This is a genomic window from Xanthomonas sp. NCPPB 1068 (assembly GCF_041479385.2).
GTDB classification, from domain to species: domain Bacteria; phylum Pseudomonadota; class Gammaproteobacteria; order Xanthomonadales; family Xanthomonadaceae; genus Xanthomonas; species Xanthomonas cannabis.
The window spans coordinates 497,293-516,793 of sequence record NZ_CM192986.1; the positions used below are offsets into that span (position 1 = coordinate 497,293).

The following is a 19,501-nucleotide window of genomic DNA, read 5'->3' on the forward strand; positions in this document are numbered from 1 at the left end:
GAGAAACGTACGCAATGAACGACATGGAACGGCAGGCGCGGCTTCGCCAGTTGGCACAGGAGATCTGGGAGGCCGAAGGCCGTCCCGATGGGCATGCGGACCGCCACTGGGCCATGGCCGAGCGGCTGGTGGATGCCGAAGAACGCGCCGCCGAGCAGGCCGCCGAGTCTGCGGCCACGCCCATTGCTGCACGCCAGTAACGTGGTCCCGGGCACCTTGCACGGGCGCCGTATGGCGCGCCGTGCGGGTGGACCCGCCAGCACCCGCAATCGCACACCGTCTTGAGTTCACCGTTCTAAGGAGTCACCGATGGCCACTCGCAAGTTCACCCAGCGCTCGCGCATCCGCGAAGGCCGTCCCAACCCGCTCGGCGCCACCTGGGATGGCCTGGGTGTCAATTTCGCGCTGTATTCGCGCAATGCCACCCGCGTGGAGCTGTGCCTGTTCGACGAGCGTGGCCGCGAGCAGGAGCGCATCGCACTGCCCGAATACACCGACGAGGTCTGGCACGGCTACCTGCCCGACGCCCGCCCCGGGCAGTTGTATGGTTACCGTGTGCACGGCCCTTATGCCCCCGACGCGGGGCATCGCTTCAACCACAACAAATTGCTGCTGGACCCCTACGCCAAGCAGATTGTCGGCGAACTCAAATGGGCGCCGCATCTGTTCGGTTACACCATCGGCCACCGCGACAAGGACCTGAGCTTCGATCGCCGTGACAGCGCGGCATTCATGCCCAAATCCGCGGTGATCGACCCGGCGTTCACCTGGGGCCAGGACCGCCCGCCGCAGACGCCCTGGAACCGCACGGTAATCTATGAAGCGCACGTGCGCGGCCTGAGCATGCTGCATCCCGCGGTGCCGCTGGACGAACGCGGTACCTTCTCGGCCTTGAAGACCGATGAGCTCATCGACCACATCAGCTCACTCGGTGTGACCGCGGTGGAACTGCTGCCGGTGCACGCCTTCGTCGACGATCAATACCTGCTGGAAAAAGGCCTGCGCAACTACTGGGGCTACAACACGCTGGGCTTCTTTGCGCCGCAGGCGCGTTACATGTCCACGCGCACCGTGGCCGAGTTCAAGCAGATGGTGGCACGCCTGCATCACGCCGGGCTGGAGGTGCTGCTGGACGTGGTCTACAACCACACCGCCGAAGGCAACGAGCTCGGGCCCACGCTCTCGTTCAAGGGCATCGACAACGCCAGCTATTACCGCCTGGCCGACGATCGCCGCTTCTATATCAACGACACCGGCACCGGTAACACCTTCGACCTGACCAATGTCGGCGCGCTGCGCATGGTGATGGATTCGCTGCGGTACTGGGTGCAGGAAATGCACGTGGACGGCTTCCGCTTCGACCTGGCCAGCATCCTCGGCCGCGAACGCTATGGTTTCGATCCCTCCGGCAGCTTCCTGGACGCGGTGCGCCAGGACCCGGTGCTGAGCCAGACCAAGTTGATCGCCGAGCCGTGGGATATCGGCCCGGGCGGATATCAGGTGGGCAATTTTCCGCCCGGCTGGGTGGAATGGAACGACAAATTCCGCGACAACGTGCGTGCGTTCTGGCGCGGCGACGGCGGCCAGCTGGCCGAGCTGGCCACGCGCCTTACCGGCTCTGCAGACCTGTTCAACCACAGCGGCCGCCGCCCGACCGCCTCGGTCAACTTCGTCACCGCGCACGACGGCTTCACCCTGCGCGATCTGGTCAGCTACGAAGGCAAGCACAACATGGCCAACGGCGAGGACGGCCGTGACGGGAGCGACCACAACATCTCCGCCAACTACGGCGTCGAAGGCGACACCAACGACCCGGCGATCAAGCAGCTGCGCCGGCAGCAGATGCGCAACCTGCTGGCCACCCTGCTGCTGTCGCAAGGCACGCCGATGCTGCTGGCCGGCGATGAGTTCGGGCACAGCCAGAACGGCAACAACAATGCGTATTGCCAGGACAACGAGCTGACCTGGATCGACTGGACCGCCGCCACCAAGGCCGCAGCGGCCGATCAGGCCGCCTTCGTGCGCCGCCTGATCCGCATCCGTCAGCGTTACCCGCTGCTGCATCGCGCACGCTTTTTCGACGGAAAATTCGATGAAGCGCTGGGTCTGAAGGATCTCACCTGGCTGGCGCCCAACGGTACCGAGATGGACGAAGCCGCCTGGCACGATCCCGAGGCACGCGCCCTGATGCTGCGCCTGGACGGCCGCTCGCCGACCACCGGCCTGCGCGAGATCGCCGCCAACGTCACCTTGCTGATGCTGATCAATGCCGCCTCCACCAGCGTGTCGTTCACCCTGCCGGCCATGCACGACGAACACTGGCGCGTGCTGGTCGATACCGCGCGTCACGGCGGCCGCGTGGTGGCCGGTGGCAGCGAATGGAAGGCGCCCGCCCATTCGCTCACCCTGCTGGCGGTGGAGCGCGATCGCGTGGTCAGCAGTGCACGCATCGTTTCCGAAGGTGCGCGCTGATGGATGTGTTATTGGCGGGGGCAACCGGCCTGGTCGGCAAGCAGGTCCTGCAGCAATTGCTCGCCGATACGCGCTGCACTGGCGTGGTGGCGCTGACGCGGCGGCCGCTGACGCAGATCCATCCCAAGCTGCGCAACCAGGTGATCGACTTCGAACGCCTGGAGCACTGGACCGCCCCGCGCATGGAAGCGGCGATCTGCGCGCTGGGCAGCACCATGAAACAGGCCGGCTCGCGCGAGGCGTTCTACCGCATCGATCACGATTACCCGATGGCGCTGGCACGCGCGGCGTGCGCGCAGGGCACCTCGGTGTTCGTGCTGAATTCGGCGGCCGGTGCCGATGCGCACTCGCGCATCTTCTACAACCGCGTCAAGGGCGAACTGGAACGCGATCTGCGGACGATTGGCTTCCCGTCGCTGACCTTCGTCCGCCCGGGACTGATCGGCGGCGAGCGCGAAGAACGCCGCACCGGCGAACACCTTGGCGGCCTCGTGCTGGGTGCACTCGGCCCGCTCCTGCCACGCCGCTTCCGCATCAACCCGGCCGAGCGGATTGCTGCCGCGATGGTAGCTGCCGCGTTATCGCCAGCACGCGGCGAGCATCGTGTTGAGGCGGCGGAGTTGGTGTAGCAGCTGTGTTGATTGCTTGGCTTGTGTAGGAGCGCGCTTGCGCGCGATGGGGCGTCATCGGGAACGCTTCATCGCGCGCAAGCGCGCTCCTACAGACCTGTCGCGCTACCCGCTCACACCCCCAACGACTGCCCACCATCCACCGCCAGCACCTGCCCGGTGATCCAGCGCGCCTGCGGCGAGGCAAGGAATAGCGCGGCGTCGGCGATGTGCTGCACCTGCCCGAATCCACCGAACGGGATGCTGTCGCGGATGCGTGCATAGAGCTCCGGCTCCTCGCGACTGCGCTTGTCCCACAGGCCATCCGGAAATTCGATCGAGCCCGGTGCGATGGCATTGACGCGGATGCGCTCGCGCGCCAGCTCTGCGGCCAGCGTGGTGGTGTAGTAATTGAGCGCGGCCTTGGCGGTGGAATAGGCGATGGCACGTGGGGTGGGGCGTTGTGCGTTGATCGAGCTGATGTTGAGGATCACTGCTGCATCGCTGCTGCGCAAATACGGCAACGCGGCGCGATTGCAGCGCACCGCGGCCATCAGGTCGACATCCAGTCCGGCCTGCCAACTCGCATCGTCGTTGCCATGCCCGTAGCCGGAGGCGTTGTTGATCACCACGTCCAGGCCGCCCAGCGCCTGCGCGGCGGCCTGCACATAGGCATCGATCTGGGTGGCGTCTGCCAGGTCGCAAGGCCGTGTGTGCACCGGCGCGCCATGCGCCGCCAGTGCGCTCGCAGCCTGTGCAAGGCCAGTGGCGGTGCGTGCGCAGATCGAGACCTGCGCACCGTGACGCACGAACGCCTCGGCGATCGCCAGGCCGATGCCACGGCTGCCGCCAGCGATCAGCACACGTTGCGGGCGGACAGCGGGAGTGGACATGACGGGCGCTCGGATCGGAAAGCTGCATTATCAGGCAGCCGGGCGACACGGTCGCCTTATGCACGGTCAGCCTGGCACGCTCAACCAACCACGCTCAACGACGCCCGTTCGTCCTTGAACTGCACCAGCACGTTCGCCACGACAGACGCGGCTGCCGTTGCGCAGCGCCGCAGCAAACAGCCGCCTGCAGCCGCTGCCGACACCACCGCGTGCAGTGGCGGCCGCTGTCATATCGCTGCCATGTCCGACAGCCGTTGCCTGCACCACAAGCCTCATCACCGCTGGCGATGTGCTCATGCCGTTTCGGCCGCGCGCCGCTAACCAAACGTTTACACACTGGCGCCGCGCTGCGGGCACAACGTGCGGGTCATTCAGTGGGAGTTGCACATGGAAACCCATATCACCGTCATCGGGGCCGGCTTCTGCGGCACCGCGCTGGTCCGTGCACTGGCGCAGACGGCCGATGCGCAGGTACGCATCACCCTGGTGGGCGTGGCCGAGACCTTCGGCAGCGGCATTGCCTATGGCGCGGCGCGGCCGGAGCATCTGCTCAACGTGCGCGCCAAGGATCTGGGCATCGATGCACAGGCGCCCGGCGCCTTTGCCGACACCTTGCATCTGGGTGAGAGCGGGCGGCTGGAGTTCCTGCCGCGCCTGGCCTACGGCGACTACCTGCGCAGCGAGCTGGATGCGGCGGTGAGCGGCGCGCAGGCCTCGGTCATGCGGCTGTCGCACGAGGCGGTGGCGGTGGAGCGCGTGCGCAAGGGCTTTCGCGTCTTCCTTGCCAATGGCGATGCGTTCCAGAGCGACCGCGTGGTGCTGGCGGTGGGTGCGTTGCAGCCGCAGGCGTTGGCGGGTATCGGCCCGCGCCTGAGCGTGCACCCGCGCTACATCGGCTGGCCGTGGCAGGGCGATGCGTTGTCGCGGCTGGCGCCCGACGACGACGTGCTGATCGTGGGTACCGGGCTGACCATGGTGGATGTGGCCCTGACCCTGCATACGCGCGGACACCGCGGGCGCATGTTGGCGATTTCGCGGCGTGGGCTGGCACCGCAGGCGCATCTGCGCCAGCCCGGCGCAGCGCTGGAGTTGCCGCCGCATCTGCAACGTGCGCTCAAGGATGCCGACCTGCGTGGCCTGCTGCGCGGGGTGCGCCAGCTGAGTGCGGTGGTCGACGACTGGCGTCGCGTGGTGGATGCCTTGCGCCCGCATCTGCAACCGCTGTGGCAGCGGCTGGACCTTGCCCAGCGTGCGCGCTTCCTGCGGCATCTGCGCCCGTATTGGGAAGTGGCGCGGCATCGGGTGGCGCCGGGCGCGGCCGAACAGTTGGCGCAGCTGCAGGCATCCGGACAGCTGCAGGTGGTGGCAGCGCGGCTGCTGCGCGCACGCTGGGTGCCGGACGGGGTGGAAGCGGTGATCCGCCCGCGCGGCGCTGCAGATGCACAGACGGGCCATTACGACGCGGTGATTCGCGCCACGGGTCTGGATACCGATATCGACCGCACCAGCGACCCGTTGATCGCCGGCATGCGCGAAGCCGGTCTGTTACGTGCCGATCCGTTGGGTCTTGGGGTGGACACCGATGCGCAGCTGCGGGTGCGCGATGGCGCCGGGCAGATCGTGCCGGGGCTGTATTGCGTGGGGCCGCTGCTGCGTGGGCGTTACTGGGAAATCACCGCCGTCCCCGAATTGCGTGTGGCCACGCGCGCGCTCGCCGAGCGCTTGTTGCTGGGGGCAACACCGGCGTTACAGCCGGAACCGGAACAGGTGCCGCGCGAGGTCAATGCGCGGTTGTAGGGGCATGCCGGGCCTTCTCCCCTTGGCTCAGCAGCCATGACAAACCATGGTGAGTACGCGTCGGGTGGTGCGGACGGCGCGCCGACGCCCGGCAGCGCTGCGCCTGGCAGGGCAGCGCGCCCGCAAGCCTTGCGTGGGGTGTATCCGCGGCCCGTGTCGATCCGGGGATGCAGCGGTGATCACCCGCGTGTCCGGCATGTTCTTGCCGATCCGCCGGGGCGCAACGCCGTCAGTGACGCCGCGCCGCGGCATGCTCGCGTGGCGAGAAGTCAGAACAGCCTCTGCGCAGGAAGACATAGCCAAACTGTGCGCCGTGCCCGCGCGTTGTCGCGCAGCGCAAACATGCCGCGCAATGCGTAGCGCGGCGGGCGGCGGCGGGCGCGCCTGGCGCATGGTGTCCGCCCTGGGCTGACCAACGTCCAGGGCGCTTGATTCCCTCCTCTGCCTGGAGTTCGCCATGTCCCGCCTTATCCCCGCTGTGGTTGCCGCTGTACTGTGCGCCAGTGCATTACCTGCATTGGCCAGCGAATCGCTGAAGACGCGAGCCGACGTCATTGCCGCATTGGAATCCGGTTACGACGTCAGCCTGACCACCGATCTCGGTCGCTGCATACCCGAGCAAGGCACGCCGATCAGCAAGACCCGCGGTGGCCGCCATATCGATGCCTATCGCATCACCGACGATGGCACCGCGGCATTTTCGGGGTCGCATTTCACCGTGGCCAACGACGGCAAGCCGATCCAGCAGTTCATGCGCTATCAACTGCGCCCGGATGGGAGCGTGCGCTTCACCACCTATATGTACGACTTGCCGGCGCTGCAGCAGCGCGGACCGATGCTGGCGTATCAATGCGCGATCAATGAGGGCATTCGGTTTCATGCCGATTGATTGCGGTCAACGCGTAACGCGCTACCTGCGTTGGAAGCTCGAAGTTGCACGCGTCGATGTTGTACGTTCGGAATTGCGATGTTGTAGCGAGACGTGGCGTGGCGACGCTCGTGGGGTAATGAAAAGGTGCGCAAGCAATCAAGGCTTCGCACGTACCCTCATCCACCCCTGCGGGGCCCCTTCTCCTCCATGAAGGAGGAGAAGGTGCCGGCGGGAGAAGGGATGTCTTTTCACTGCGCCGCGCAGTGCGCGCAGCCGGAGCCCCTCTCCTGCGGGAGAGGGGTTGGGGTGAGGGTACGGGTACGGGGCGAAGCCACACGCGCTCTGCCGCTATTGCTCCTGCCGCTGCACCGCAACCGCCTCATTGCCTCCAGCCTGCCAGCCACCACCCAATGCCCTGAACGTCGCCACCGCACTGCGCGCAGCCTCGGTGCGCGCCTGCACCTGCGCATCGGACGCGCGCAGCAGGCTGTCGTCGGCGTTGAGCACTTCGATCAGGCTGACGGTGCCTTTTTCGTAGGCCAGCGCCGAGGCGCCACGCGCCTTGCCCAACGCCTCCACGCCCTGCGTTAGCACGTTGGCCTGCTGCTCGCGTTTGACCAGCGCGGTGAAGGCGTTTTCCACATCTTCGGTGGCGCGCAGGACAGCCAGGCGGTACGCAGCCAGTTGCTCGGCTTCCTGGCCCTTGGCCTGCGCGATCTGCGCGTTGATGCGGCCGAAATCGAACAGCCGCCAACGCAGCCCCAGCACGCCGGACGACTGTGCGGCGTCGCCGGTGAACAGATTGCCGCCGGAGATGGCGGTGGCACTGCCGAGCAGGCCGCTCAGCGAGAACTTGGGGTAGTACTCGGCCATCGCCACGCCGATGCGCGCATTGGCCGCGGCCAGCCGGCGCTCGGCCACGATCAGGTCGGGACGGCGACGCAGCAGATCGGCCGGCGTGCCGCTGTCGGCGATCTGCGGCGCAGCCGGGATGGGTTTGCTGGCCGCCAGCTCCGCGCGGTGGGTGCCGGGCGCCACCCCCAGCATCACATCCAGCGCGTTCATGGCCGCCACCAGCCCGGCCTCCAGCCCGGGCACCGTGGCCTGGGCCTGGGCCAGTGCACCCTGGGCCTGCTGCAGTTGCAGTTCGGCCGCCAGGCCCTTGCCGTGCAGCAGCGTCACCATCGACACCAGGCCCTGCTGGGTGGCGACCTGGCGTTGGGCCACGTCCAGCCGCGCCTGCAGGCCGCGGATGCCGATGTAGATGTCGGCGGTCTGCGCGGCGACCGCCAGGCGCGTGGCTGCCGCGCCGGCGTCGGTGGCCTGGTAGTCGGCCAGCGCGGCCTGGCGCCCGCGACGCAGGCCGCCGAACAGATCCAGCTCCCAGCTGGCGCCCAGATTGGCCTCGTAGATACTCGCGTAGCGATCGAAGTTGGGAAGGCTGTTCAGCACCTGGCCCTGCGGCGTCTCCAGCGACTGGTAGGCGCGCGTCGCGCTGCCGTTGATGTTGCCGGAAGGCAGCAGCGCGGCGGTGGCGGCGGTCAGCCCGGCACGGGCCTGGGTCACCCGCGCGGTGGCCTGCGCCAGGTCCAGGTTCTGCGCCAGTGCGGCGGTGACGTAGCGGCTCAGGTCCGGGTCGTTGAAGCCGACCCACCAGCTGTCCAGATCGGCCTGTGCGCTGGCCTGGCGTTCAGCCACGGCGGCCTGACCGAGATAGTGCTCGGGCAGGGGAGCATCCGGACGAGCATAGTTGGGGCCCACCGCACAGCCTGCGGCGAGGCTGGCGGCGATAAGCGCTGCAAGGGTGCGGAGTGACGGCATGACGGGACCAGAGTGGCGGGACGGTGAGTGACTGTAATACTAAATGGTCACTTTTGTAAGTCGGGGGCGACAGCGCTAAGCTGTCGAAATGAGCAAAGCATCCAGTTACCCAGTTTCCGGCCGTGGCCCGGTCGATCACGACGTGCGCGACCAGATCGTCGTCGCCGCCACCGACCACTTCAGCCGCTATGGCTATGAAAAGACCTCTGTCTCGGACCTGGCCAAGGCGATCGGGTTCTCCAAGGCCTACATCTACAAGTTCTTCGAGTCCAAGCAGGCCATCGGCGAGTCGATCTGCACCAACTGCATGCGCCAGATCGAGACCGAGGTCTGCGCCGCAATGGACGAAACCGACCAGGCGCCGGAGAAAATCCGTCGACTTTTCAAGACGATTACCGAGGCCAGCCTGCGGCTGTGCTTCCAGGACCGCAAGCTGTATGAGATTGCGGCGTCGGCCGCCACCGAGCGTTGGCAGTCGGTCGTGGCCTACGAGGTCCGCATGCAGAAGCTGGTGCACGACGTGCTGCAGCAGGGCCGCCTGAATGGCGATTTCGAGCGCAAGACGCCGCTGGACGAGGCCGCCCAGGCCGTCTACGCGGTGCTGCGCCCGTACATGAATCCGGCGATGCTCCAGTACAACTTGGAGCAGGTCGAAGACATGCCGGTGCTGCTGTCGGGTCTGGTGCTACGCAGCCTGTCGCCGTAAATTGCGTTGTGACTATTGACTGATTTGGTCACAAGTCCCAGGATGCGAGCCTTCATCAGATCGCTTCGGGATTCCCATGCTTCGGCGCCGCCTCGTTACCTCCACCGTCCTGTGTGTCCTGCCGCTGGCACTGAGTGCCTGCGGCGGAAAGGCACAGCCTGATCCACGCACTGCCAGCCCGCTGGTCCGGGTAGCCACGGTGGGCGATGCCAGCAGTGCAGCGCGCAGCTTTTCCGGCACCGTCGCGGCGCGGGTCCAGAGCGACCTGGGCTTCCGGGTGGCCGGCAAGGTGTCCGAACGGCTGGTCGATGCCGGCCAAAGCGTCAAGCGCGGGCAGCCGTTGATGCGCATCGACCCGGTGGATCTGCAGCTGGCTGCCCGTGCGCAGCAGGACGCGGTCGCCGCCGCGCGTGCCCGCGCCCAGCAGGCCACCGACGACGAGGCCCGCTACCGCGACCTGCGCGGCACCGGTGCCATCTCGGCCTCGGCCTACGACCAGATCAAGGCGGCCGCCGATGCGGCCAAGGCGCAGCTGAGCGCCGCCCAGGCCCAGGCCGACGTGGCGCGCAACGCCAACCGTTACTCCGACCTGCTGGCCGATGCCGATGGCGTGGTGATGGAGACCCTGGTCGAGCCGGGCCAGGTGGTCGCGGCCGGGCAGCCGGTGGTGCGGCTGGCGCATGCCGGTCCGCGCGAGGCGGTGATCCAGCTGCCGGAAACCCTGCGCCCGCAGGTCGGCTCGGTGGCCCAGGCCACGCTGTTCGGCAATGCCGCCGTCAGCGTGCCGGCCACCTTGCGCCAGCTGTCCGAGAGTGCCGACCGGCTCACGCGCACCTTCGAGGCACGCTACGTGCTCGACGGCGCGCTGGCGCAGGCGCCGCTTGGCACCACGGTCAGCGTGCGCGTTTCCGGCACCACCACAGCCGGCACCCAGTCTGGCCTGCAGGTGCCGCTGGCCGCGCTGTTCGATGCCGGCAAGGGGCCGGGGGTGTGGGTGATTGCCGGCAACCCGACCAAGGTGAGCTGGCGGCCGGTGACGGTGCTGGGGCTGGATGATGACCATGCCAATGTCGCCGGCACGCTGGCGCGCGGCGAGCGCATCGTGGCGTTGGGTGCACACCTGCTGCGCGACGGTGCGCAGGTACGCATCGCCGGTGCCGGTGCTGCCGGCAGCACTGCCGCCACCGCTGGCAACACCGCCAAGGCGGCAGGAGCGCAGCCGTGAGCGAGGGCCGGTTCAATCTCTCGGCGCTCGCCGTGCGCGAGCGCTCCATCACGCTGTTTCTGATCTTCCTGATTTCGCTGGCCGGCCTGGTGGCGTTTCTCAAGCTCGGGCGTGCCGAAGACCCGGCATTCACCATCAAGGTGATGACGATCGTGACCGCCTGGCCGGGCGCCACGCCGCAGGAAATGCAGGACCAGGTGGCCGAAAAACTCGAAAAGCGCATGCAGGAATTGCGCTGGTACGACCGCACCGAAACCTATACGCGCCCCGGTCTTGCGTTCACGACGCTGACCTTGATGGACAGCACCCCGCCCGGTGAAGTGCAGGAGCAGTTCTACCAGGCGCGCAAGAAAGCCGGCGATGAAGTGGCAAACCTGCCGGCCGGGGTGATCGGGCCGCTGATCAACGACGAATATGCCGACGTCACCTTTGCGCTGTTCGCGCTGAAGGCCAAGGGTGAGCCACAGCGGTTGCTGGCACGCGATGCCGAGACCCTGCGCCAGCGCATCCTGCACGTGCCGGGCGTCAAGAAGGTCAACATCATCGGCGAGCAGCCCGAGCGCATCTTTGTCGAGTTCTCGCATGAGCGTCTGGCTACGCTGGGCGTCAGTCCGCAGGACGTGTTTGCCGCACTCAACGCACAGAACGCCTTGAATGCCGCCGGGTCGGTGGAAACGCGCGGGCCGCAGGTGTTCATTCGCCTGGATGGCGCGCTCGACAGCCTGCAGAAGATCCGCGATACCCCGTTGGTGGTGCAGGGCCGCACGCTGAAACTGTCCGATATCGCCACCGTCAAACGCGGCTACGAAGATCCGTCGACCTTCATGATCCGCAGTGGCGGCGAACCGGCGTTGCTGCTGGGCATCATCATGCGCGATGGCTGGAACGGCCTGGATCTGGGCAAATCGCTGGACAGCGAAGTCAGCGCAATCAATGCCGAGCTGCCGCTGGGCATGAGCCTGAGCAAGGTCACCGACCAGGCGGTCAACATCGACGCGTCGGTCGGCGAGTTCATGACCAAGTTCTTCGTCGCGCTGCTGGTGGTGATGCTGGTGTGCTTCGTCAGCATGGGCTGGCGGGTGGGCATCGTGGTGGCGGCAGCCGTGCCGCTGACGCTGGCAGCGGTGTTCGTGGTGATGCTGGCCACCGGCAAGAATTTCGACCGCATCACGCTGGGCTCGCTGATCCTGGCGCTGGGCTTGCTGGTGGACGACGCCATCATCGCGATCGAGATGATGGTGGTGAAGATGGAAGAAGGCTATGGCCGCGTCGCCGCATCGGCGTACGCGTGGAGCCACACCGCTGCGCCGATGTTGTCCGGCACCCTGGTCACGGCAGTCGGCTTCATGCCGAACGGGTTTGCTGCCTCCACGGCCGGCGAATACACCAGCAACATGTTCTGGATCGTGGGTATCGCGTTGATCGTGTCGTGGGTGGTAGCTGTAGTGTTCACGCCTTATCTGGGCGTGAAGATGCTGCCCGACCTGAAGAAGGTCGAAGGCGGCCACGCGGCGATGTACGACACGCCGCGCTACAACCGCTTTCGCGATGCGCTGGGCCGTGTGATTGCCCGCAAGTGGCTGGTGGCCGGTTCGGTGGTGGGACTGTTCGTGCTGGCGATCGTCGGCATGGGCATCGTCAAGAAGCAGTTCTTCCCGATCTCCGACCGCCCCGAAGTGCTGGTGGAAGTGCAGCTGCCGTACGGCACCTCGATCACCCAGACCAGTGCGGCGGCCGCCAAGGTGGAAGCCTGGCTGGCCAAGCAGAAGGAAGCGAAGATCGTGACCGCGTACATCGGTCAGGGTGCGCCGCGCTTCTTCCTGGCGATGGGCCCGGAACTGCCGGACCCCTCGTTCGCCAAGATCGTGGTGCGTACCGACGACCAGCACGAGCGCGATGCGCTGAAGCTGCGCTTGCGTGAGGCGATCGCGCAAGGCCTGGCACCGGAAGCGCGCGTGCGCGTGACGCAACTGACCTTCGGCCCGTACTCGCAGTTTCCGGTGGCCTACCGGGTGAGCGGTCCCGACCCGCAGGTGCTGCGTGGCATCGCTGCACAGGTCAAGCAGGTCATGCAGGACAGCCCGATGCTGCGCACCGTCAATACCGACTGGGGCGTGCGCACACCGACGCTGCATTTCAGCCTGGACCAGGACCGCCTGCAGGCAGTGGGCTTGACCTCGACCGCGGTTGCCCAGCAGTTGCAGTTCCTGCTGACCGGCGTGCCGATCACGCTGGTGCGCGAGGATATCCGCAGCGTGCAGGTAGTGGCGCGGTCGGCCGGCGACACGCGCTTCGATCCGGCACGCATCGCCGACTTCACCCTGGCCGGTGGCAATGGCCAACGCGTGCCGCTGTCGCAGGTGGGCAAGGTGGATGTGCGCATGGAAGAGCCGGTCATGCGTCGCCGTGATCGGGTGCCAACGATCACCGTGGGTGGCGATGTCGACGACCAGTTGCAGCCGCCGGATGTCTCGGCAGCGATCACTAAGCAGCTGCAGCCGATCATCGACAAGCTACCCGGTGGATATCAGATCAAGGAGGCTGGCTCCATCGAGGAATCCGGCAAGGCAACCACCGCCATGCTGCCGTTGTTCCCGATCATGCTGGCGGCCACCTTGCTCATTATCATCCTGCAGGTGCGCTCGATCTCGGCGATGGTGATGGTGTTCCTGACCAGCCCGCTCGGCCTGATCGGCGTGGTGCCGACCTTGATCCTGTTCCAGCAGCCGTTCGGCATCAACGCACTTGTGGGGTTGATTGCGCTGTCGGGCATCCTGATGCGCAATACGCTGATCCTGATCGGGCAGATCCATCACAACGAAGCCGAAGGACTGGACCCGTTCCATGCCTTGGTGGAAGCCACCGTGCAGCGTGCGCGGCCGGTGATCCTGACCGCGCTGGCCGCGATCCTGGCGTTCATCCCGCTCACCCATTCGGTGTTCTGGGGCACGCTGGCGTACACGCTGATCGGCGGCACCCTGGCCGGCACCATCCTGACCTTGGTGTTCCTGCCGGCGATGTATTCGATCTGGTTCAAGATCCGGCCCGACACCACCGGGAGTAAGCCTGCGGTGGCACAGCACGCGTAAGGCGCCGGGCGGCGGTAGCGGTGCTGCCGTCGCCCAGGTGTGTGGTCCTTGCATCTCTTTCGAACCGCGGCGCCCGCGTCGGCCTTGCTGCGCGAGCGCACGCTGTTCTCCTTTCATTCGAGGAACCTGCAATGCAACAACAGACTGTGGTGCTGATCACCGGCGTCTCGTCCGGGATCGGGCGCGTGGCCGCCGCGCGTTTTGCCGCGCGTGGCTGCATCGTCTACGGCACGGTGCGCAACCGCGCTGGTGCAACACCGCTGCCGAACGTGGAGCTGGTCGAGATGGATATCCGCGATGCAGCGTCCATCAAACGGGTCGTCGATGGCATCGTTGGGCACAGCGGCCGCATCGATGTGCTGGTCAACAATGCCGGCGCCAACCTGGTCGGCGCGGTGGAGGAAACCAGTGTCGAAGAGGCTGCCGCACTGCTGGACACCAATGTGCTGGGCATCTTGCGCACCCTCCAGGCGGTGCTGCCGCACATGCGTGCACAACGCGCGGGACGCATCGTCAATGTCAGCTCGGTACTGGGGTTTCTGCCGGCGCCGTACATGGGTGTGTACGCCGCCTCCAAGCACGCGGTGGAAGGGCTGTCCGAATCGCTGGACCATGAGCTGCGCCAGTTCGGTATCCGGGTGACATTGGTGGAGCCGGCGTATACCAAGACCAGCCTGGGCAGCAATTCGCCGGTGGCGCACACCCCGATTGCCGAGTACGACCGCGAACGTGGCGTGGTCAGCCGTGCGGTCACCGGCCATATCGACAACGCACCGGAACCGCAGGACGTGGCCAGCACCGTGGTGGACGCCGCGCTGGGTGCATGGCGCATGCGTCGCACGCCCCCCGGGCAGGCATCGCTGCTGCGCAAGCTGCGCCGCTTCATGCCCGCCGGTGCGGTGGATGGCAGCCTGCGCAAGCAGCTGGGTCTGCGCTGACGCGTGGCGGCCGCGTTGTGCCAGCCACTGCATGCATCGTGACGCCCGCCGAGTGCAGCGCCGGCGCGGAGGCGGTCTACAACCAACCGCTGGATCTGGCCGCGGCACGCCGCTACTGGCGCACGCTGTCCGAGGCGCTGCGGCGCCAGTCGCGTGCGCCGGACGAGGTGACCGTATTCTCCTCCGTGGTCACCTCGCTGGCGTCCAGCGAGCGTGAGGCGCTCGACCGTCGCGCTGCACTGGACGCGTTGGGCAACCCGCAGGCACGCCTGCGCCAGCTCGCGGCGATGCTCGGGGTGGAGCCCGGGCAGCTCGACCCCGACCGGCCGATCCCCGTGCAGAGGCTGCCGCAGCCGGTTCCCGCCAGCGCCGATCCGCGTGCGCAACGCGCCTACGCGCTGGCCCTGCAGGGGTGGTCGCTGCACGACATCCTTGCGCATGGCGTACTCGGCCATCACCCCGTCGCCATCGGCACGCCCGAGCAGGTTGCCGACTTCCTGGAAGCCTGGTTTCGCGCCGACATCGGCGGCGGGTTCACCATTCTCCCGGACGCGGGCCTGGGTGCCCTGACCGATTTCGTGGAGCAGGTAGTGCCGATCCTGCAGGCGCGTGGCCTGTTTCGTCAGCGCTATACCGGGCAGACCTTGCGTGACCATCTCGGCCTGCCGTACCGCAATGGTCCGGTGCCGGGCTGAGCCCCATCTATCGGCGATCGCAGGGTGCCGGCCAGGTTGGCGGTGGTGAGGGCGCGCCGGCACCGCCGCGCCCCGATTCACCCAGACCGGCCACGTGGCCTCACAATAGGCGGCCAGTTCCCAACCGATGTCGCCATGCGCAAGACCTACCAGCTCAACCTTGAAGGCAAGAACCGCGATCGTCTGCTGGAGTCCAGCAAGCACGATATCCGCAAGTACATCCGTCGCGAGCGCCGCAAGGAGTTGCCGGAAGGTGCGGACTACTGGGACTTCGACATGCGCTTTGGCGTGGACGAAACCAGTGCGCAGCCGCTGCCGCCGGCAGAGCTGATCCGCGCGATCAACACGCTCACCAGCGAAGGTGGCGACCAGTTCTTCGTGGAAATCCTGCGCAAGCCCGCCAAGCGCACCCCGCGCACCGACGGCGATGCGCTGGCCGGCGGCGAGCTGGATTTCGAGCAGGACTGAGCGCCGCTCATGACGACTGCGCCGCCGCCATGACGGCGCGGCCGGTGCACTGGACCGGCATCTGGCACGCGTGCACCGCAGTGCCCTTGCACCGTCCACACCTACGCTGTCGGCTGCTGTCAGGCGCTCGAAGCGCGGCTTTCATCGCGGTTGCGCAGCGGCCGGGCAGGCGGTGCTGCAGGCTGGGAAACGGCTGCACTTTGCAGGCGCTGAGGTTGCGCTGCGGCGTCCGTAGCTGACGGATGCGGCGCGCCAGGTTGTACGCCAGCTTCGTCGCGCTCCGCACAAGGCGGCGTTTGTCGCCATGTGGTTTAGCGGCGAACCGGACCTGCGCGGCTGTACTGCGGCAACGGGGGCCTGCCACCGCGCGTCGCCCGCGGATCGAGGTGCCTGCGCAACGCGATGTACCGCGCTGCTGGCGCGTCAGTCCGGTTTGCTCGCAGCCTGCGCAGCCGCGCGCAGCTTGTCCTTCTTGCTGGGCCGCTTGCCCTTGATGCCGCCGTTGTCGTCGGCTGCGCGGATGGGCGCGCCCGCAGCGGGCGCGTCGCCGGGCGTCGGTTCGAAGCCGGGGACGATCTCGGGGGCGACACGCAGCGCCTGGCGTTTTTCGATCAGCCGCCATTGCTGGGCGTTGTCGGCGGTGACGAAGCTGATTGCCACGCCGCTGGCGCCGGCGCGTGCGGTGCGCCCGATGCGGTGGGTGTAGTCGACGGTGGAGCGGGGCAGGTCGTAATTGAGCACCGCCGGCAGCGCGTCGATGTCGATGCCGCGCCCGGCCAGATCGGTGGCCACCAGCACTTGCACCTCGTGCTGCTTGAACGCGCGCAGCGTGCGCTCGCGGCGGCCCTGGCTCAGGTCGCCATGCAGCGGCTGGGCCGTGATGCCGGCCTTGCCCAGTTTTTCGGCAACCTTCTCGGCGGTGTGGCGGCTGGCGACGAACACCAGCAGCTGCGGCCAGCCCGCGTCGAGCAGCAGTTGCCGTAGCAGCTGCGTGCGTTGGCCGGCATCCACCGCGATCGCGCGCTGTGCGATTGCCGGTGCCTGCTCCGGCGTGGCCTCGATGGTGATGCGCAGCGGGTCGCGCAGGCGGCGTTTTGCCAGCGCGGCGATGGCCGGCGGATAGGTGGCCGAAAACAGCACGCTCTGCCGCTGCGCCGGCAGCAACGCCAGGATGCGATCGAGCTCGGCGCCGAAGCCCAGCTCCAGCAGGCGGTCGGCTTCGTCCAGCACCAGCGTGGATACCTCGCTCAGGCGCAGCGCGTTGTGATCGACCAGATCCAGCAGCCGACCGGGCGTGGCCACCACGGTGTCGGCGCCACCGCGCAACGCCAGTAACTGCGGATTGATCGAACTGCCGCCGGTGGCGAGCACGGTCTTCAGGCGCCGCGGCAGATGCGCCGCCAGCTGGCGCAGCGTCTCGTCCACCTGCGCGGCCAGCTCGCGGGTGGGCACCAGTACCAGCGCGCCGAGCACGCGCGGTGCGCTCTCCGGCGCCAGCATGCGTTGCTGCAGCAGCGGCAACGCATAGGCCAAGGTCTTGCCCGAACCGGTCTGCGCCATCGCAATCAGATCGCGTCCGGCCAGCATCGGTCCGATGGCCTGTTGCTGGATCGGTGTGGGCGTGCGCACGCCGGCCTTGGCCAGCGCGGTATCGAAGAACGGCTGCAGCTGCGGCGACAGCGAGAGATTGGAAAATGACATGCGCCGATTATCCAGGCATTGCACTGCAATCGCTCGGTCGCCCCTCAATCGGAGTTTCCGGCGAACACTGCGTCGGTCGGCAGCGGCCCTGCCGCCAGGCCGCAGATCAGCCGCTCCACAACTCAGCCGCGCGACAATCCAGGCGCGCAACCGCCGAAGCGTTGGCGTGCGGAGGGCAGCCGCCAGGCCAGCCGCGCCCATCCAGCGATGGGCGCGGCCAGTTGCCCGCTGCGCCTCAGCTGGCCAGCGCCAGATCGTCCAGCATCGCGCGCAGGAAGCGCGCCGCTTCGCCGCCGGTGGCGGCGCGGTGATCGAAGGTCAGCGACAGCGGCATGACCTTGTGGGTTTCCACCCCGCCCATGACCGGGGTGAGCTGATAGCGCGCACGGCCGGCAGCCACGATCGCCACGCACGGCGGCACCACCACCGGTGTGGCGTAGCGGCCGGCGAACATGCCGAAGTTGGACAGCGAGATGGTGTAACCGCTCAGTTCGGAGGCAGAGATGCTGCGGCTTTCCACCTGCTGGCGCAGGCGGTTGACGCCCTCGCGGATGCCGTGCGCATCCAGCATGTCGGCGTTGCGCAGCGCGGGCACGAACAGGCCTTCCTCGGTGTCCACCGCGATGCCGACATCGACCTGATGGTGCAGGGTGCGGCTGAGTGCATCGCCATCGAACCAGGCGTTGAGCGCGGGCACTGCCTGGCACGCGCGCACGATGGCGCGCACCAGGCGCACGGTGACGTCGTTACCGGGCTGCCAGGCATGCAGGTCGGCGTCGTCGTTGAGCGTGGTCGGCACCACCTTGCTGTGCGCATCGGCCATCACGCGTGCCATGTTGCGGCGCACGCCCCTGAGCTGTTCGGGCTGGCCCTTGGCGCTGATGCCGGGCGGTTGGGTGCGCATCGGCTTGCCGCTGGCTGAGAGCGGCGAGCGGGTAGAGCTGCCCTCATCCGCCCTGCGGGCACCTTCTCCCGCAGGCGGGAGAAGGGTCGCCGTTCTGCCGTCGGCAGCGATCGCAGCGGCTCTCCCACCGTCACCCATCGAACCGCCTCTGCCACCGTCAGCGATCGGACCATCTCTCTCGTCGTCAGCGATCGAGCCGCCTCTGCCACCGCCACTGATCGGACCACCCCTCCCACCGTCACCGATTGCACCACCTCTCCCGCTTGCGGGAGAGGTCGGCGCGCCATGCGCGCCGGGTGAGGGCTGCGCGGTGCCGGCGGCGGCTGCCTGCTTCACATCTGCCAGCGTGACCGTGCCGTCCGGTCCGGTGGCGCGCACCTGCGCCAAATCCACGCGCAGCTTGCGCGCCAGCGCCCGCACCACCGGCATCGCGCGCACGCCGCCGACGGCGATGGCCTGCTCGCTCTGCACGGTGTCGGAGCTTTGCATCGCGCCCACCACGGTACCGGCGTCGTCACGCTGCCCGGTGCCGGCGTCGGCATCGGCAATTTCGCCGCCGTCATCGGAGGCCACCACGCGCTCGGTGGAGCCGGCCGCGCTCTGGCCGGTGCTGGGTGTCGTGGCCTGGGCGGCGGCGTGACCATGCCCGTGGCCGGTGTCCTGGCCATCGGCACGCTGCGGCTGCGAGGCATCCAGCGCAAACTGCGCCAGCATGGAACCGGTCACGATCACATCGCCGGCCGCGCCGGCCAGCTTGACCACGGTGCCGGAGAACGGCGAGGGCACGTCGACCACCGCCTTGGCGGTTTCCATCGACACCAGTGGCTCGTCCAGGCGCACGCTGTCGCCTTCCTTGACGAACCATTCGACGATGGTGGCATCCGGCAGGCCTTCGCCCAGGTCCGGCAGATGAAACGTCTTGCTTTCGCTCATGGCAGATTCTCTTGCGCCGCAGGCACGTGCGGCGTGGTGTCGTCGAGGAGTTCCAGGTCGGCCGCCGGCAGCCAGCCCTGCGCGCCATCGGCACGCTCGGACCACCACCAGCCACCATGTTCGTGGTGCAGCAACACGTCCTCGCCGGTGTCGGCAGTGAGTTCGCGTGCGTCGTAATCGCGCAGTGCTTCGGCGATGCCGTCGCCCAACGGGCGCAGCCAGGCCAACGGCGCCCAGCCGGCACGGCCGTCGCCGGTGGTGACCCAGGCGAACGCCGGCCATTCTTCATCGCGTACACCCACGCTGACCCGCTGGCCGGCCTGGAAGCGGACCGGGTTGGCGTAGGCGGCGCGGTGCGTGCAGAGCAGACGGGCGCGCAT

16 protein-coding genes are annotated in these 19,501 nt (G+C 67.7%); 11 read left to right on the forward strand and 5 right to left on the reverse strand.

Translation table 11 applies throughout. From position 1 onward, the window contains the following. Positions 1-14: 14 nt before the first annotated feature. The 3 genes from ACCQ12_RS02165 to ACCQ12_RS02175 all read left to right on the forward strand — a co-directional run bounded on the left by ACCQ12_RS02165 (position 15) and on the right by ACCQ12_RS02175 (position 3,101). A complete protein-coding gene (locus ACCQ12_RS02165) occupies positions 15-200 on the forward strand; it encodes a DUF2934 domain-containing protein (protein WP_047695471.1) in 186 nt (61 codons plus the stop codon). Positions 201-309: 109 nt separating this feature from the next. Continuing rightward, positions 310-2,472, forward strand: a complete 2,163-nt coding sequence (gene glgX / locus ACCQ12_RS02170) for a glycogen debranching protein GlgX (protein WP_104579327.1) — start codon at positions 310-312, stop codon at positions 2,470-2,472. Beyond that, positions 2,472-3,101 (forward strand): NAD(P)H-binding protein, encoded by a 630-nt coding sequence (locus ACCQ12_RS02175; protein WP_123137530.1) that lies wholly within the window; start codon positions 2,472-2,474, stop codon positions 3,099-3,101. Before glgX ends, ACCQ12_RS02175 begins: the two co-directional genes overlap by 1 nt. Before the next feature lie 113 nt (positions 3,102-3,214). Here ACCQ12_RS02175 and ACCQ12_RS02180 read toward each other — a convergent pair whose 3' ends face one another. After that, on the reverse strand, positions 3,215-3,973 hold the full coding sequence (locus tag ACCQ12_RS02180; protein ID WP_184388811.1) for an SDR family NAD(P)-dependent oxidoreductase: 759 nt from the start codon (positions 3,971-3,973) through the stop codon (positions 3,215-3,217). A 387-nt stretch (positions 3,974-4,360) separates the two neighbouring features. On the opposite strand from ACCQ12_RS02180, the gene ACCQ12_RS02185 reads away from it, so the two are divergent. Continuing rightward, the gene (locus ACCQ12_RS02185; protein WP_372382830.1) at positions 4,361-5,770 is read left to right on the forward strand and encodes an FAD/NAD(P)-binding protein; all 1,410 of its coding nucleotides are present in this window, start codon (positions 4,361-4,363) and stop codon (positions 5,768-5,770) included. A 457-nt stretch (positions 5,771-6,227) separates the two neighbouring features. Next, on the forward strand, positions 6,228-6,659 hold the full coding sequence (locus ACCQ12_RS02190) for a VirK family protein (RefSeq protein ID WP_372382831.1): 432 nt from the start codon (positions 6,228-6,230) through the stop codon (positions 6,657-6,659). Positions 6,660-6,989: 330 nt separating this feature from the next. On the opposite strand, the gene ACCQ12_RS02195 is transcribed toward ACCQ12_RS02190, so the two are convergent. Next, entirely contained in the window at positions 6,990-8,462 is a 1,473-nt protein-coding gene (locus ACCQ12_RS02195) for an efflux transporter outer membrane subunit (protein ID WP_372382832.1), read from the reverse strand. 88 nt (positions 8,463-8,550) lie between these two features. Between ACCQ12_RS02195 and ACCQ12_RS02200 the strand changes: the two genes are divergently transcribed. The 6 genes from ACCQ12_RS02200 to ACCQ12_RS02225 all read left to right on the forward strand — a co-directional run bounded on the left by ACCQ12_RS02200 (position 8,551) and on the right by ACCQ12_RS02225 (position 15,583). After that, complete coding sequence (locus ACCQ12_RS02200) at positions 8,551-9,168, forward strand: TetR/AcrR family transcriptional regulator (RefSeq protein ID WP_372382833.1); 618 nt, start codon at positions 8,551-8,553, stop codon at positions 9,166-9,168. 76 nt (positions 9,169-9,244) lie between these two features. Then, the gene (locus tag ACCQ12_RS02205; RefSeq protein ID WP_372382834.1) at positions 9,245-10,393 is read left to right on the forward strand and encodes an efflux RND transporter periplasmic adaptor subunit; all 1,149 of its coding nucleotides are present in this window, start codon (positions 9,245-9,247) and stop codon (positions 10,391-10,393) included. After that, a complete protein-coding gene (locus tag ACCQ12_RS02210) occupies positions 10,390-13,482 on the forward strand; it encodes an efflux RND transporter permease subunit (protein WP_047693935.1) in 3,093 nt (1,030 codons plus the stop codon). Before ACCQ12_RS02205 ends, ACCQ12_RS02210 begins: the two co-directional genes overlap by 4 nt. A 131-nt stretch (positions 13,483-13,613) precedes the next feature. Next, positions 13,614-14,420 (forward strand): oxidoreductase, encoded by an 807-nt coding sequence (locus ACCQ12_RS02215; RefSeq protein WP_184374608.1) that lies wholly within the window; start codon positions 13,614-13,616, stop codon positions 14,418-14,420. A 38-nt stretch (positions 14,421-14,458) separates the two neighbouring features. Beyond that, positions 14,459-15,115: an LLM class oxidoreductase gene (locus ACCQ12_RS02220; RefSeq protein ID WP_372382835.1), complete on the forward strand. Its 657-nt coding sequence runs from the start codon at positions 14,459-14,461 to the stop codon at positions 15,113-15,115. 135 nt (positions 15,116-15,250) lie between these two features. Continuing rightward, the gene (locus ACCQ12_RS02225; RefSeq protein ID WP_166749718.1) at positions 15,251-15,583 is read left to right on the forward strand and encodes a DUF6172 family protein; all 333 of its coding nucleotides are present in this window, start codon (positions 15,251-15,253) and stop codon (positions 15,581-15,583) included. A 423-nt stretch (positions 15,584-16,006) separates the two neighbouring features. Here the strand turns inward: ACCQ12_RS02225 and ACCQ12_RS02230 are convergent, their stop codons facing one another. From ACCQ12_RS02230 to ACCQ12_RS02240, 3 genes are all read right to left on the reverse strand, one after another. After that, positions 16,007-17,284: a DEAD/DEAH box helicase gene (locus ACCQ12_RS02230; protein WP_372382836.1), complete on the reverse strand. Its 1,278-nt coding sequence runs from the start codon at positions 17,282-17,284 to the stop codon at positions 16,007-16,009. Between the two features lie 235 nt (positions 17,285-17,519). Next, a complete protein-coding gene (locus ACCQ12_RS02235) occupies positions 17,520-19,121 on the reverse strand; it encodes a dihydrolipoamide acetyltransferase family protein (protein WP_372382837.1) in 1,602 nt (533 codons plus the stop codon). After that, positions 19,118-19,501, reverse strand: coding sequence for an SH3 domain-containing protein (locus ACCQ12_RS02240; RefSeq protein ID WP_179453506.1), 384 nt, complete (start codon positions 19,499-19,501; stop codon positions 19,118-19,120). Before ACCQ12_RS02240 ends, ACCQ12_RS02235 begins: the two co-directional genes overlap by 4 nt.